This is a genomic window from Marinomonas gallaica (genome assembly GCF_049821165.1).
Lineage (GTDB): Bacteria > Pseudomonadota > Gammaproteobacteria > Pseudomonadales > Marinomonadaceae > Marinomonas > Marinomonas gallaica.
In genome coordinates this window covers 1,901,025-1,915,343 of the sequence record NZ_CP187511.1, presented here as the reverse complement: position 1 = coordinate 1,915,343, position 14,319 = coordinate 1,901,025, and the positions used below count along the sequence as shown (strand labels likewise).

Below are 14,319 nucleotides of genomic sequence, written 5' to 3'. Positions count from 1 at the left end.
CACACTTCTTAGTCAGGTAATAACCGGTGCAATATAGCCCAGCATTTAAAAGATGATGAGACAAAAAACCCCTATTTCTAAAAATAGAGGTTTTTTGTCTATAACTATACCGCTATTTTACTCAACAGAATCTTTCAAGAATTGACCGATTTTTGAATGATGCTGTATTGAAGAGATTGGTAATATAGCTTCTGCCGGACCCCAAGCAAACACATTGACTGGAGTACTGGTATGCGTCCCAGTTCCCCAAACGGTATTTTGCGCTGTGGCTTGGACACGACCTAGCAGATTTCCTCGATCGTTGTACGGGAAAAATGCATCAAAATCTTGAATCGCAGGAACCGTTTCCGCTTCTAGGTAGCTGTGGCCATGTGTGTGGTAAGGGTTTGGCTTGTCGTGCAGTACTTCTTCCGCTTGCGCAAGCGTAATATCAAAGTCTGAGTTCTGGTTCACTACTTTACGCAGATTTTCGGCATTATGATCAGCCTCAGGTAATTTTTCAAAATCCGCTAAAATATCATAATAACTCTTCTTCTGGTTATACAACCCATCAAGAATATCGAAGCTGCCGAAATTGAAATTTGGCGCGTAGTCTGCGGCTTGGAAAGCAACACCTGGCTTTTCTTGTGGCGCTGGGATATTATCAGATGAATAACTGAAACCAAATGAGCCCGTTTCATGATCGGCTGTCACAACAACAATTGTGTCATCACGATCTTTCGCCCAGTCATAAACAACTTGAATTGCCTCATCAAACTTCAAAAGTTCATGCAACATAGTACCAGCATCGTTTGAGTGAGCAGCCCAGTCAATCTGGCCGCCTTCGACCATCAAGAAAAAGCCATCTTCGTCTTTCTCTAAAATAGATAACGCTTTTTCAGTCATTTCTTTTAAGGAAGGCTGCGTTCGTTCTGATGAGTCTTTTGAATTACTGTAACGAATACCGTCCATCATGCCTGAGTACGCAAATAGACCAAGCAATTTGCCCGACTCTGATGCTTCTAATTGATCTTTATTAAACGCTAAACCATAACCTTTATCTTGCGCTTCTAATAGAAGATTTCGCTCGTCTTTACGCTTTGATTTCAGATAGACATCACCACCCGTAAGTGTTTCTAATGCAGTGTAAGTGTCACCTTTTTCATTGGTAGATTCAGGTATCCAATAACGTAAACCACCAGACAACATGACATCAGGGCCAGTATTTAGCATGTCTACTGCGATTTCGTTTTCTAGAGATCGATGAGGTTGATGTGCAGCAAAAGCAGCAGGTGTCGCATGCGTTAGTCGAGTATCAGATACCAATCCTGTTGATTTACCTAAGCGCTTCGCTTTTTCTAATACGGTTTCAACAATATTACCGTCTGCATCAATACCAATTACTTCTGAACCAGTTTGTACGCCAGTAGAAAGTTGAGTGGCAGAACAAGCAGAGTCAACGACAATTGCGTCACTAGGGTACGTTAATGATGAACCGACAACGCCATCATGCGCTAAATTATGTAATGCGGTTGATCGACCTTGATAAATAGAATGAGGCGCTTTTTGTGCGTAGGTCTCAAGCATACCGACTTGTTGCGGCCCCATACCGTCGCCAATCATTAAGATAACGTTTTTAACTTCTGCTGCAACAGCACTGTATGAAGCAAGGCAAAGACCGCCGACAAGAAGTGATTTATTAATAATATTCATGCTCTTCCTTTTTTTAACTAAACGTTCAATTAAAAACACATTAACACCGTAACATTACAGTTTCTTTAAAAAAAGACGTAATGCTTGTAGTTTGAAATCGGAAGCATTTGCTAAAAAAACATCAAGTCACTGATTATTAAGTATTTTAAACAGAGTATGGAGATTTTCACCCATCACATATAACAAAATAGAATATGTTTACACTCACTTTGAGACTGTGAATTCGGAGCACACGCTCGAGCAAGACCCTAGAATTAGCGGTCAAATTCGCCAATCATGTAAGCCTATCAGTGTTTGCTGAGTTGGAAATAAAGATGATCTCTCGTGAATTAAAGGGCGGTTCACAATACGAATAATTGAGGCACGAAAAATGGGGAATATCGGTATTTGACTTGAACAAGCCATGGCCTTTGCATTGATAAGCCTTGTCAGGGACTGTGTATTTGGCCTTATAATGCAGCGTGAATTTTAAATGACATTTTCATTTGGTGAAGCGCCATGCCCCACCAAATGATTTAAAGCTACTGCTTTAGCGTTGCGATAAAGGCATCTGACTCTTCAATCGCTTCACTCATTTCGTTAATTAAGCCAGAAATATCGGTTTTTAAACTGGCAAACTCACCTTTAATGGCACTAATCGCTGACGCGTTCAAATTATGCTTCAGATACAAAACATTATCATTTAATGTGGCCAAAACCGGTGCCATTTTCGCTTCCGCTTGATGCATACTACGTAATAACTGACTAAATTGACGCTGTGTCGCCTTTAGTTTGGCTTCGCTTGTACGACGTAATTTTTCGTTCGAGTACTGGGATAATTCGTCTTCCCACTCATCAAACAGATCATCTGCGACGTCTTCCACATCATCAATTTTTTGCGAGACACGATCCGCTGCTTTTTTACTACTTTGATAGTCGCTGTTCAATTGATCGTATACGTCTTCAAAATCACCGCCATCAAAATCCGTCAACACAACCAGACGTTGATAAGCCGTTTGAAACTCTTCTTGGCTATCTTTCTGACTGTCTCGAACATTCTCTACGCGATCTACTAGGATATCTCGCTTATCGATACCAATTTTTTCCATCGCACCGTAATACGCGGTTTGACAGCCTGCTAATGTCATCAACACCGTTGCGCCAATTAATTTGAGTGAAACAGATTTCATAGGGCTTCCTTTAAATAAACGTTTTAAGCATTGTTGCGTCTCATGTACACGAATACAACCTTGATCTATGAATAAAGCGTGCATACCTCATGCTTCACCTTTCAATCCCCATTGGATAAGTAGACACTCGATCTAAAGCTATTAAGCGATTAAAATACAAGCTTCGTAAATTTCAAGAAGTCACCTCTCATGTCCTTACCGCCCTGCCCTAAATGCGAAGACGCTTATGTCTATCAAGACCAAGAGAATTTAATTTGCCCTATGTGCTCTTACGAATGGAATCCAGACGAGCCCAATAACAGTGATGATGAAATAGTGGTAAAAGACGCCAACGGCTCTCTACTATCTGAAGGAGATAAAATCACGCTTGCGAAAGATGTAAAAGTAAAAGGCAGCTCGCAAGGCATCAAAATAGGCACAAAAGCCATCATTAAACGTATCCGAGAAGGTAAGGATCACCAACTGGACTGTAAAGTAGATGGTCATGGTGAAATGTACATTACGGCAAAGTTCGTAAAGAAAGCCTAATTAAAAGCGTCTGCCCTAACCTCTTGAATAAAAACCTACTAATAAGCGCCATACGGTTTATCATGAAGGTCTACTGGATTACTTTTAAGAGCCTTAAATGCAAAAAGTTGCACTGTTCGTCGACGTTCAAAATGTCTACTACACTACTCGCCAAGCTTATCAACGTAACTTTGATTACAACGCCTTTTGGGCGATGGCAACCAAGGGGCGAGAGGTTATTACGGCCATCGCTTATGCAACAGATCGAGGTGATCCAAAGCAAAAGCAATTTCAAAATATTTTAAAAGCGATTGGCTTTGACGTGAAGACAAAGCCCTTTATACAGCGTTCTGATGGTACTGCAAAAGGCGACTGGGATGTTGGTATCACACTGGATGCAATTGAGTTTGCAGAGCAAGCAGATGTCGTTGTTTTAGTATCAGGTGATGGCGACTTTGATTTACTGGCGGAGAAGATTCGTACCCGTCTGGGCAAACAGGTTGAAGTCTATGGCGTCCCTAAATTGACCGCTGCCGCGCTTGTAAACGCAGCCGATATTTATATCCCAATAGAACATCAACTACTCCTAAATTAGAGTTTCTCAACCACTTTCTCAACACATTAGGATTGCATAATATTCTTTAGCGTGATCAATTTGTAAAGATAACGCATTAATGTCGCGACAATTTCTTTCATGAAGAATATAACAACAAAGGATAGGCCGTGAAGATCGAGAATATTTTTGGCAACTTGCCGTTAGATCCGTCTCAGGAGCATTTTACTGAAATCACTAACGCTGACTCGGTTCGAATCGAACGAATCGTTTCACCAGCTGGCTGCGAGCTGGACGGAAAATGGCATGATCAGACAGAAAACGAATGGGTGACAGTGCTACAAGGATTTGGAGCCATTGTTTTTGAAGACGCAAGAGTTGTATCCCTGAAACCCGGTGATCATATTTTAATATCTGCGCATGAGAAACACAGAGTTATTAAGACATCAAAAGAAGAACCAACGGTTTGGTTGGCAGTTTTCTACCCATAATCCGCATGGGATTTTAAACCTTTAAGTCAATCAAGGTGCCAAGCATGTCATCTGCGGCACCAATTACCTTTGCATTGGCTTTCGCGTTTAACTCGCTGGTCTTAACATCCACTAAACTTTCACGGATAACATTATCAGTATTGACTCCCGTTGAGTCTTTAAGAGAAGCAACACTCGCATTAGCAATGTTTGCACTGGCTTGCTCTAAGCTGTTTTGACTTCGCTGCAAGCCCAACTGACCGTAACCAAAGCTGGCGTTATTTGATATCTGCATCGCGCTCACCTGTTCATTATATGATCATAAATACATTTTAGCGCTTTCTGCTAATCAATACATGAATTTTACAAAACTAGAACAAAAGAATGATCTGATTGACATCATGGTGCCGTATCTTCCCTGTGCGATAACTTAAGCCGAGTTATCTTTACAGTGCTGAACACCCTTTACAGAGTGTTCGGCATTTTTTTATTGCCAAATACACAGTCTGCCGCTTGATGAAGTAGGCTATGTCGAGCGGCCACTACACGGTTGTCGTGGTCATATCCGCCCCCAATAACACACGCAATCGGTATAGAAAGTGACGTGACTTTTTCCACAACGTATTGATCTCGCTTAAAAATGCCAGCATCGGTTAACTGAACGTATCCTAACCGATCATCTTGATGAACATCGACACCAGCATCATAAAGAACAAAATCAGGACAATGCTCACTCAAAAGCTTAGGTAAATGTTGCTCTAATAGCGTCATATAATGTGTATCTTGAGCACCCTTTGGGATAGCGATATTAATACCGGCAAGCTGTTTCTTAGGTGGAAAGTTCTCCTCACAATGGAACGATATCGTAACAACACTTGGATCGTCCTCAAAAAATGCAGCCGTACCATCTCCTTGGTGAACATCGCAGTCAATGATCATCACCTTGCTTGCCTTACCCGAATACACAAGCTCTTTCGCTGTTACTGCCAAATCATTAAAGATACAAAAGCCAACACCGCGGTCAGGAAAAGCATGATGCGTTCCTCCCGCTAAATGACAAGCAAGTCCATACTGTAACGCAAGTTCTGCTGTAAGCAAGGTTCCTGAGACGGCACGCAATGTTCGCTCAACCAGCCAATCACTCCAAGGTAAGCCGATCGCCTTTTCCTCATCTATCGTGAGTTGACCTCGAATAAAACGCTGTACATAAGTTGGAGTATGAGCCCTCATCAAAACACTAAGAGACAAAGGAGAAGGTTCATAACAGTTATCATCGGTTAACACACCTAGCTCACGTAAGTGCTCAGCGAGAAACTTAAACTTTGCCATCGGGAAGCGATGGCGGCTCGGGAAAGGAATACTGTAATGCGGATGGTAAACAAGCGGTATTTTCAAAGCAATTCAATCTAATGACGAGCAACATACCGGTACTTTAACGTTATCGTTGTTTTGCTACCAGTAGTTTTCTAACCGCACGATTGAAAGCATCTACTAGATGTGGAGGAATCCCTTTAGCACTCTCAGAGTTCACTTTTTGAATCGCGCGCATGGCGCTTTTCTTGTACTCATCTCCGGATTTCCCCCATACCACATCGATAAAACGCACCGCCATGGATAGAACAAAAGCCCCCTGCGGTATCATGCCGCCCACTAACCCCTCTGGGTAACCTGAACCGTCAAACCGCTCTTGATAACTAATCACCATATCAGATGCTTGATCCCAGCCTTCATGTTTACTAAGAAGTTGAGCTCCTACCATTGGGTGATTGTGCTCAGCTCGCTGCTTTGCCGCTTCGTCGTCTCCACATTTTAGGATCATTGCCATCCCCATATTGTGCATATAAGCAGCGGCAGATAGCTGAGCTTTATCAACAGGCGCTGTACACTCTTGATTGATCAGCTGACTGAGCTTCAGGATGCGCTCACCCCGCTCAGGAGAATACCCTAGCAGTTTGTTAAGTCTCTGGCTTAACAGCCTAAAGTGATCGATGTCTGCTTGCTGGGCATCATCGTATTCCACTTTCACGACCAAACTATCGGCCCCTTCTTTGGCTTTTTCTTGTGCCGCGGTCGCATCGTCGCCCATTTGGGCCAGAAATCGCTCAGCTAACGCCACTCGAGTTGGAGGCTCTTCTTCCGCATAGATTTTATCCAGATTAGACTGCATAAAATTAAGCAGTTTGGTATCCGCACCATGGTATTGATGTAGCTGCTTAAGCAGTAGCAGGACTTGATCCAATACTTGATTAATTAACTCACCAAGCACTGAGTCATAAGGAATATAGCCACCTCGCATGCCATCCACTATTTCTTCTAGGCGATGTAATGCCCCCACAAGTGGATCAAGAAAACAAACTGAACAGTTTCCTTTCATGCTGTGCAAAGAACGAAACAGTGTATCGAGCTTTTCATGGGTAAAACCCGAGGATTCGATGTCGTTAACAATCGCTTCTATTTCTTGCTGCGCTTCTAGATAGCATTCAAGCAAGTCATCTTTTAATTCTTTGTCCAAAGCAGAAAAATCTTTACAAGCAAATTGCTCCATATTTCTTCCAACCACACCTTTACAAATGGACTATTCCATACAAGCATCTTAATTGTAGAGGCTATCCTTAGCTTAATGAACAAAATCTATGTATCTTTCTGCAAAATCAGCAACATTGTGACGAGGAAAAATGGCTATTTGGTTAATGAAATCGGAGCCGGATGCGTTTTCGATTAACGATTTGAAACATCGCCAGCGTGAAAGCTGGGATGGTGTTCGCAACTTTCAAGCACGTAACTACATGCGTGACATGAAACAGGGGGATGTTGTGCTTTTCTACCACTCGAGCTGTAAAGTTCCAGCCATTGTCGGCACAGCGACTGTCTCAAAAACTGCCCACCCTGATCCCAGTTGCTGGGACCCAAAAAGTCCATACTTTGACTCTAAGTCTACGGCCGAAACACCGCGCTGGGATCAAGTAGAGCTCACTTTTGAATCTATATTAAAAAAGCCACTGACTTTGGCCGTATTAAAAAGCTGGCCCGAGCTAGACGGCTTTCCGCTGATTCAAAAAGGTAGTCGGTTAAGTGTCATGCCCGTTGAGGAGCACTACTGGCATATATTAAAGTCACGTATACTCTGCGAAAAATAAAACTTAATGGTACGAACGATCACGATCTTTGATCTTGATCGCTCGATCAAAGTAGTACCGTGCTTCCATTCCTAAATAAGGAAATCCTGGCCCCTTCCCATCGCGAACAATGACACCAAAGGCGAGCTGTTGATTATACTTTTGTGGCTGAATAAAGCCTTCTAAACGCCATCCTGTGCCTCGCTCTTGCTCTTCTACATAGAGGCCAATACGCCGAATCATATCGGGGTACCACAAAACGCCTGTTTCCATGGACACAGCACGATCAAAATCGTTGTCATATCCCGAAAATTGCCAGTCCAATGTTAGATCATCCCAATAATAGGCCGCCAACAAATGACTGACGACCATAGTGTCTTTTTCAAACGAGTCATCTCGGGATTTTTTCTCTAAATACCCTAGCCCTGCACCCAGCCGCCAATCATCTTTACGATAAAAGCCAAGCACATTAAATTCCGACATGGAGTAATCCTTGAAGGTAGGATCATCAAAGATATAGTCACTATCTAAGTTGATTTGCCATGAAATCCTTTGGTTAACTGGAATATTCACTCTTAAATCAATATTGAACGCTGGTTCATCTTTTGCCACACCAGCGCCTAGTGCCACCTCAAAGTTTGGCAGCTCAGACGCCGCATAGGTATTCAATGTTAAGGCTACTAAGCCAGCTAAAATAGAGGGTTTGAAGTACTTCATAAGCAACTTTATTCATCAAGGTTTATGGTGACAGCATAGGTCATTTATTCATGCCTGCCATCACTAATTCGCAATAGATTTTGAAAATCCTGCTCCTGCATTTCCACACCCTATGGGAATCGGACCAAAACCTCAATATAATGTGCGCCAAAGTCACATGACTCACATTTTTACTAGGTTTACTTTTTACATGGCTAAAAAACTCTTTATCCAAACGCACGGCTGCCAAATGAACGAATACGACTCTTCTCGTATGGCAGACCTTCTAGGCGATTCTCATGAGATGGAACTTACTGACAACGCAGAAGAAGCAGATGTATTGCTGCTTAACACCTGTTCTATTCGTGAAAAAGCACAGGACAAGGTGTATCACCAACTGGGCCGTTGGAAGAAACTAAAAGAGAAGAATCCAAACCTGAAAATTGGTGTGGGTGGCTGTGTTGCGTCTCAAGAAGGCGACAACATCCGCAAACGCGCAAAACACGTGGACATGATCTTTGGCCCGCAAACGCTGCATAAACTTCCTCAAATGGTCGATGCCGCAGCAAACTCTATTCCGATTACGGATGTCACTTTTCCTGAAATAGAGAAATTTGACCACCTACCTGCGCCGCGCGTTGACGGTGCCGAAGCCTTTGTATCCGTTATGGAAGGTTGCAGTAAATACTGTACATTCTGCGTTGTACCCTACACACGTGGTGAAGAAGTGAGCCGTCACTTTGAAGACATCATGGTGGAAGTGACGCAACTTGCTGAGCAAGGCGTACGTGAGATTCACCTACTAGGCCAAAATGTGAACGCTTACCGTGGTGAAAACGCTGAAGGCGATGAAATGGATTTAGCGGACGTTATTCATGCCACGGCGAAAATACCTGGCGTTGAGCGTATTCGCTTCACAACGTCCCACCCGGTTGAGTTCACGGACAGTTTAATCGAAGCATTCAGAACTGAGCCAAAGCTGGTCAGCCATCTTCACCTACCAGTACAAAGCGGCTCTGATAATGTTTTGTCTGGTATGAAGCGTGGCCACGATCGTCAATTCTATATTGATAAAATCAACCGTATTAAAGCTGCGCGACCTGGTCTAAGCTTATCGTCTGATTTTATTATCGGCTTCCCAGGTGAAACCGATGAAGATTTCATCGATACTATGAACTTAATCCAAGAAATTGGCTTTGATCACTCATTCAGTTTTGTCTACAGCCAGCGTCCAGGCACGCCAGCGTCTAACTTAGAAGACGATACACCGGAAGAGGTGAAAAAAGAGCGCTTAGCGATTCTTCAACGTCGCATTATCCAGCAAGCTTATGATATTAGCTTAAACATGGTGGGTAACATTGAACGTATTTTAGTAAGTGGCTACTCTCCTCGTGATCCAGGTCGACTTCAAGGTCGTACTGAAAATAACCGTATCGTCAACTTCCCTGCCGACGATCCTAAACTGATCGGCAAATTTGCTGACGTGGTCATCACGGATGCCTATCCGAACTCATTACTCGGCGAATTCGTCGGCTCTGAGTTGGATGCAGATTTCGAATTAACTAAATAAGGTCTATTTTGGACACATCATCTGTAACATCACAACAAATTCGCTTGGAGCCCTCTGAGGCTCCAGCTCTTGCCGCTTTATGTGGTCAATTTGATGATCATTTAAAACAGATTGAACAGCGCCTAGATGTGACAATTTCTCGTCGTGGTGAGCTGTTTGAAATTTCTGGCGAAGACAGTGATCGCGTCGCCGCGACGAAAATGCTGCTGCAAAGCATTTACCGTGAAGCATTAGCGCAAAAAGAAATCACCAAAGAAACCATTCACCTATACCTGCAAGAGTCGGCTATTGAAGCACTCTCAAAAGGTAAGGCAGAAAGCGGCCAAGTCGTTATTAAAACCCGCAAGGCCTTCATAAAGCCAAAGGGTAAAAACCAACAAGGCTACGTTCAAGAAATTCGCAAAAACGACATTAACTTTGGTGTTGGTCCTGCGGGTACTGGTAAAACCTACCTAGCGGTTGCCTGTGCTGTAGAAGCGTTGGAAGCGGATCGAGTCGAACGCATCATGCTGGTTCGTCCTGCCGTAGAGGCTGGTGAAAAGCTTGGTTTTTTACCCGGTGACTTATCACAAAAAATCGATCCTTATCTACGCCCTCTATACGATGCCTTGTATGAAATGCTGGGCTTTGAGTTGGTGGATAAATTAATTGAAAAAAACGTCATTGAAATCGCACCGTTGGCATTTATGCGCGGTCGTACTCTGAACAACTCTTTCATTATTCTGGATGAAAGTCAGAACACCACTCGCGAACAGATGAAGATGTTTTTAACGCGCATTGGCTTTGGTTCTACTGCGGTCATCACAGGCGATAGAACTCAGGTTGACTTACCGCGCGGCACTAACTCAGGCCTCGCGCACGCTCTACATGTGTTAGACAATGTGAAAGGCATCAGCATGACTCACTTTGACTCGTCTGACGTCGTTCGTCATCCATTGGTTCAACGCATCGTTGAAGCGTACGATAAATTCGATGAGGAAGCCGAAGCTGAGCGCAAAGAGAAAGAAGCTCAACGTCGTGCCGAACGAGAAGCGCAACAGCAAAACGAGCAAGGCCAATAATCGTGTCAGACTTCTATCTAGATTTACAGACAGCGACCGAGCAAGAACATGGCTTACCCTGCGAAGCCGACTTTCAACGTTGGGCAGAAGCCGCCCTGCCTGAGAATGGCGAGTTTGAAATGACTATTCGCTTAGTTGATGAAGCGGAAAGTCGCGAATTAAACTCTGAGTACCGTGGAAAAGACAGTGCGACTAACGTATTGTCTTTTCCATTCGAAGTACCAGACGGTATCGAACTGCCGCTATTAGGCGACTTGGTGATTTGCCGCCAAGTGGTTGAACGTGAGGCAGAAGAGCAACAAAAGCCACTACTGCACCATTGGGCGCATATGGTTGTCCACGGCGTATTGCATTTACGCGGTTATGATCATATAAAAGACGATGAAGCAGAGGAAATGGAAGCACTCGAAACACAAATTCTTGCAACGCTTTCCATTCCTGACCCTTATTTAGATAACGAGTGAGTTTCACCACTATGAGCGAAGACCGATCGGGAAGTTCTAACGATCAACAGAAATCTTGGTTTGAACGTTTGGCCCAAGCCTTTCATGACGAGCCGCGTAGCCGTCAAGACATTATCGAACTGCTGCAAACGGCGGTAAAATCCGAAGTCATTGATCGGGATGCATTCAGCATTGCCGAAGGGGCTCTGGCCGTTTCTGAAGTTCAGGCACGCGACATTATGATTCCGCCGTCTCAAATGGTGGTTATCAAGTCTGAAGATGATCCTAAAACCTCTATTCGAAAAGTGATTGACTCCTCTCACTCTCGCTTTCCTGTTGTGGGGGAAGACTCGGATGAGATTCTTGGCGTCTTGCTCGCAAAAGACCTATTGCCTTTGTTGTTTAAAGACGGCGACATCACCATCGAAGACATTTTGGATCGCTTACGTCCAGCGAACTTTATCCCTGAAAGTAAACGCTTAAATGTACTGCTTAATGAGTTTCGCACCAAGCGTTACCACATGGCCATCGTTCTAGACGAGTACGGCAGTGTGTCAGGCTTAGTCACCATTGAAGACGTACTCGAGCAGATCGTCGGTGAGATTGAAGATGAAACAGACCGCTTGGAGAACGAAGATATTCAAACAACAGCTGAAGAAGGTGTCTTCTCTGTTCCGGCGTTAGTCTCCGTTGAAGACTTCAACGAATACTTCAATTCGAGTATTAGCGAAGAAGAATTTGACACCATTGGTGGCATCATCGTGCAGCAATTTGGGCATGTACCATCACGTGGAGAGGAGCTAGCCTTCGAGAACTTCCATTTCAAAGTGGTTAAGTCCGATGGCCGTCGCGTTAAAACCTTGCAAGTCTCAAAAGTCACGGAAGAATCTTCACAGTAATTATGAACATCAACGCCACCTTACCAACGAACGTAACAGGGTGGCGTTTACGCCTCCTGCAGTCCTTCTCGAAACACCCAAAAAAACAATCAGCCGCCCTATTTTTACTCGGTGCGTTGTCTACACTGAGCTTTGCTCCGTTTTATATTTGGCCTATTTATCTACTTGCGATGAGTTATCTAGCATTCGCATGGCAAGGCGCGCAAAGTAACAAGCAGTCTTTCGCATTTGGCTTATCGTTTGCGCTTGGGCTATTTGGCACAGGGATATCTTGGGTCTACGTCAGCATTGCGAATTTTGGCCAAGTAGGCTTGCCCATCGCCATCGGCATTACGTTAGCATTCATCACTGCAGCCTCTTTGTATTGGGGCCTTGCCGGCCTCGCCTATTTCCAAACCATGAAACGCTTACCCAAGGTCTGGGCGATTCCCGTTTTCGTTTCCATGATTATGGTATTTGAATGGTTGCGCAGCACTCTTTTTACAGGCTTTCCATGGCTTTTGCCTGGCTATATTAGTGAGTTGAATTGGTTATTCGAATTATTGCCTGTTGGCGGCATCTGGTTAGTCAGCACGATAGTCGCTTTAACCGCTGCAGCATTCGCACATACGGTGTTTTTGAAGCAGCACTACCGATTTGCAATATTTTCCCTATTCTTATGGGTCATAGCAGGCTATCTAGCGATGACGCCGCCTAACTATGTCACGCCAAATGAAAAGCACTCAGTGACATTAGTACAGGGCAATGTGCCACAAGACGAGAAATGGCTAGCGGAAAATTCGGGGCCGACTCTTACTTACTATCAGCAGGCAACCATCGAAAATATCAATAGCGACATCGTTGTCTGGCCTGAAACTGCGATTACCTATGTTCTCCACCAAGTTAAACCCTACTTGAAACCTTTTTCAGAAGATCTTGCTAAACAAAATACCACTCTCATAACAGGCGTACCTGTTTGGGATGAGGCTCGTAATGGTTACTTTAATGGCGTTTGGGCAACAGGCAATGGCTTTGGTCTATACGAAAAGCAAAAATTGGTTCCCTTCGGTGAGTACGTCCCTTTAGCTGAATGGTTTGGGCCAATCTTCGACTTATTTGGCATGCCGATGTCACAGTTTCGTAAAGGCCCGGTGAATCAGCCTACACTTCAGGCCGGTGAACTGAGCATTGCCCCGTTTATCTGTTACGAAGTAGTGTACCCAAGTCTCGTTCGGGCTATGGTACGAGACAGTGACATATTGCTTACCATCAGTAACGATGGCTGGTTCGGGGACTCTATTGGCCCACTACAACATTTGCAGATCGCTCAATTTAGAGCAAAAGAATCCGGTCGCTACATGATTCGCGCCACCAACACTGGCGTTAGTGCCATCATTGATGAAAAAGGCCATATTAGCAGTAAATTACCGCAGTTCGTTCGCGCCACAATGACAGGTAACGTTTCGACAATGTCAGGTAATACGCCGTATGTCATGCACGGCAATCTCAGCCTTTGGGGATTATTACTGCTGTTATTTATGCTAGCTCTATTACCTTATCGCCGCTCCCAAGCCTAATGGCTGGGAGCATGCGGATGAACAATGGTCACTCACCTTGGAAATATAAAAGTCCATAGTGACATACGTCACAGGTACTTAACGCACCGCCTTCATGTGCATTCTCATGACCACAGTCCATACATATATAACGTCCTGCACTTGCTTCTTGACCAGCCACAGAACACTGCTCTAATGGCACGGGGTTGTTATTGGCATGATTAATCAACCACAGCAAAGCAATGTCTTCTTTCTTATCAAGGTCTCCAACAAGCTCTTCACTTTCATCTTTGACCAAATGCCAATTCGCATCTACCCAAGCTTCTGTGTAGCCCATTTGGTCATGCCAGTAGGCTTTCATTAATTCAACATCCTCTAGAAACCAATTCTTGGCGCCTGCTAGAGTTTTCTTCGCTTCTTCAACCAAATCTAGGTCTTGATCAGTATCTTTTTTCATAGATTGTACAACTCCATCGTTATGCGCCTTCTATTGTGCGCCCCATCTATATAAAATAGCGGATATTTCATTTTTATGTTGGCGAAACTCGCTTCAAAGCGATGTACAGTATAATCGTCGCCAAACAAACTTAACGCCTATTACGGGATGA

General features: G+C 43.9%; 16 protein-coding genes. 9 read left to right on the top strand and 7 right to left on the bottom strand.

What is annotated here, in order from left to right; genetic code table 11:
* Nucleotides 1-117: 117 nt before the first annotated feature.
* Nucleotides 118-1,692, bottom strand: a complete 1,575-nt coding sequence (locus ACPUEK_RS08980; protein ID WP_425642974.1) for an alkaline phosphatase — start codon at nucleotides 1,690-1,692, stop codon at nucleotides 118-120.
* A 521-nt stretch (nucleotides 1,693-2,213) separates the two neighbouring features.
* Complete coding sequence (locus ACPUEK_RS08975; protein ID WP_067215140.1) at nucleotides 2,214-2,861, bottom strand: DUF2959 domain-containing protein; 648 nt, start codon at nucleotides 2,859-2,861, stop codon at nucleotides 2,214-2,216.
* Nucleotides 2,862-3,050: 189 nt separating this feature from the next.
* Between ACPUEK_RS08975 and ACPUEK_RS08970 the strand changes: the two genes are divergently transcribed.
* The 3 genes from ACPUEK_RS08970 to ACPUEK_RS08960 all read left to right on the top strand — a co-directional run bounded on the left by ACPUEK_RS08970 (nucleotide 3,051) and on the right by ACPUEK_RS08960 (nucleotide 4,412).
* Nucleotides 3,051-3,389 carry a zinc ribbon domain-containing protein YjdM gene (locus tag ACPUEK_RS08970; protein ID WP_425642973.1) on the top strand — a complete coding sequence of 113 codons (339 nt, stop codon included), beginning with the start codon at nucleotides 3,051-3,053 and terminating at the stop codon, nucleotides 3,387-3,389.
* A 97-nt stretch (nucleotides 3,390-3,486) separates the two neighbouring features.
* Complete coding sequence (locus ACPUEK_RS08965; RefSeq protein WP_417507119.1) at nucleotides 3,487-3,963, top strand: NYN domain-containing protein; 477 nt, start codon at nucleotides 3,487-3,489, stop codon at nucleotides 3,961-3,963.
* A 128-nt stretch (nucleotides 3,964-4,091) separates the two neighbouring features.
* Nucleotides 4,092-4,412 carry a cupin domain-containing protein gene (locus ACPUEK_RS08960; protein ID WP_425642972.1) on the top strand — a complete coding sequence of 107 codons (321 nt, stop codon included), beginning with the start codon at nucleotides 4,092-4,094 and terminating at the stop codon, nucleotides 4,410-4,412.
* Nucleotides 4,413-4,425: 13 nt separating this feature from the next.
* Here the strand turns inward: ACPUEK_RS08960 and ACPUEK_RS08955 are convergent, their stop codons facing one another.
* The 3 genes from ACPUEK_RS08955 to ACPUEK_RS08945 all read right to left on the bottom strand — a co-directional run bounded on the left by ACPUEK_RS08955 (nucleotide 4,426) and on the right by ACPUEK_RS08945 (nucleotide 6,936).
* Nucleotides 4,426-4,686 carry a hypothetical protein gene (locus tag ACPUEK_RS08955; RefSeq protein WP_425642971.1) on the bottom strand — a complete coding sequence of 87 codons (261 nt, stop codon included), beginning with the start codon at nucleotides 4,684-4,686 and terminating at the stop codon, nucleotides 4,426-4,428.
* Nucleotides 4,687-4,856: 170 nt separating this feature from the next.
* Entirely contained in the window at nucleotides 4,857-5,786 is a 930-nt protein-coding gene (locus tag ACPUEK_RS08950; protein WP_425642970.1) for a histone deacetylase family protein, read from the bottom strand.
* 43 nt (nucleotides 5,787-5,829) lie between these two features.
* Entirely contained in the window at nucleotides 5,830-6,936 is a 1,107-nt protein-coding gene (locus ACPUEK_RS08945; RefSeq protein ID WP_425642969.1) for an HD domain-containing phosphohydrolase, read from the bottom strand.
* A 130-nt stretch (nucleotides 6,937-7,066) separates the two neighbouring features.
* Between ACPUEK_RS08945 and ACPUEK_RS08940 the strand changes: the two genes are divergently transcribed.
* Complete coding sequence (locus ACPUEK_RS08940; RefSeq protein WP_067214668.1) at nucleotides 7,067-7,528, top strand: EVE domain-containing protein; 462 nt, start codon at nucleotides 7,067-7,069, stop codon at nucleotides 7,526-7,528.
* Between the two features lie 3 nt (nucleotides 7,529-7,531).
* On the opposite strand, the gene ACPUEK_RS08935 is transcribed toward ACPUEK_RS08940, so the two are convergent.
* Nucleotides 7,532-8,224 (bottom strand): hypothetical protein, encoded by a 693-nt coding sequence (locus tag ACPUEK_RS08935; protein ID WP_417507111.1) that lies wholly within the window; start codon nucleotides 8,222-8,224, stop codon nucleotides 7,532-7,534.
* Between the two features lie 190 nt (nucleotides 8,225-8,414).
* Between ACPUEK_RS08935 and miaB the strand changes: the two genes are divergently transcribed.
* The 5 genes from miaB to lnt are packed head-to-tail and all read left to right on the top strand — an operon-like array spanning nucleotide 8,415 to nucleotide 13,732.
* Nucleotides 8,415-9,773, top strand: a complete 1,359-nt coding sequence (miaB, locus tag ACPUEK_RS08930) for a tRNA (N6-isopentenyl adenosine(37)-C2)-methylthiotransferase MiaB (RefSeq protein ID WP_067034255.1) — start codon at nucleotides 8,415-8,417, stop codon at nucleotides 9,771-9,773.
* 8 nt (nucleotides 9,774-9,781) lie between these two features.
* Nucleotides 9,782-10,834, top strand: coding sequence for a PhoH family protein (locus tag ACPUEK_RS08925; protein ID WP_067034258.1), 1,053 nt, complete (start codon nucleotides 9,782-9,784; stop codon nucleotides 10,832-10,834).
* 2 nt (nucleotides 10,835-10,836) lie between these two features.
* Complete coding sequence (ybeY, locus tag ACPUEK_RS08920; RefSeq protein ID WP_067034261.1) at nucleotides 10,837-11,298, top strand: rRNA maturation RNase YbeY; 462 nt, start codon at nucleotides 10,837-10,839, stop codon at nucleotides 11,296-11,298.
* 11 nt (nucleotides 11,299-11,309) lie between these two features.
* Nucleotides 11,310-12,176 carry an HlyC/CorC family transporter gene (locus tag ACPUEK_RS08915; protein WP_067034264.1) on the top strand — a complete coding sequence of 289 codons (867 nt, stop codon included), beginning with the start codon at nucleotides 11,310-11,312 and terminating at the stop codon, nucleotides 12,174-12,176.
* A gap of 2 nt (nucleotides 12,177-12,178) precedes the next feature.
* Nucleotides 12,179-13,732 carry an apolipoprotein N-acyltransferase gene (lnt, locus tag ACPUEK_RS08910; RefSeq protein ID WP_425642968.1) on the top strand — a complete coding sequence of 518 codons (1,554 nt, stop codon included), beginning with the start codon at nucleotides 12,179-12,181 and terminating at the stop codon, nucleotides 13,730-13,732.
* Nucleotides 13,733-13,760: 28 nt separating this feature from the next.
* Here the strand turns inward: lnt and ACPUEK_RS08905 are convergent, their stop codons facing one another.
* A complete protein-coding gene (locus ACPUEK_RS08905) occupies nucleotides 13,761-14,168 on the bottom strand; it encodes a hypothetical protein (RefSeq protein ID WP_067214674.1) in 408 nt (135 codons plus the stop codon).
* Nucleotides 14,169-14,319: the final 151 nt, after the last annotated feature.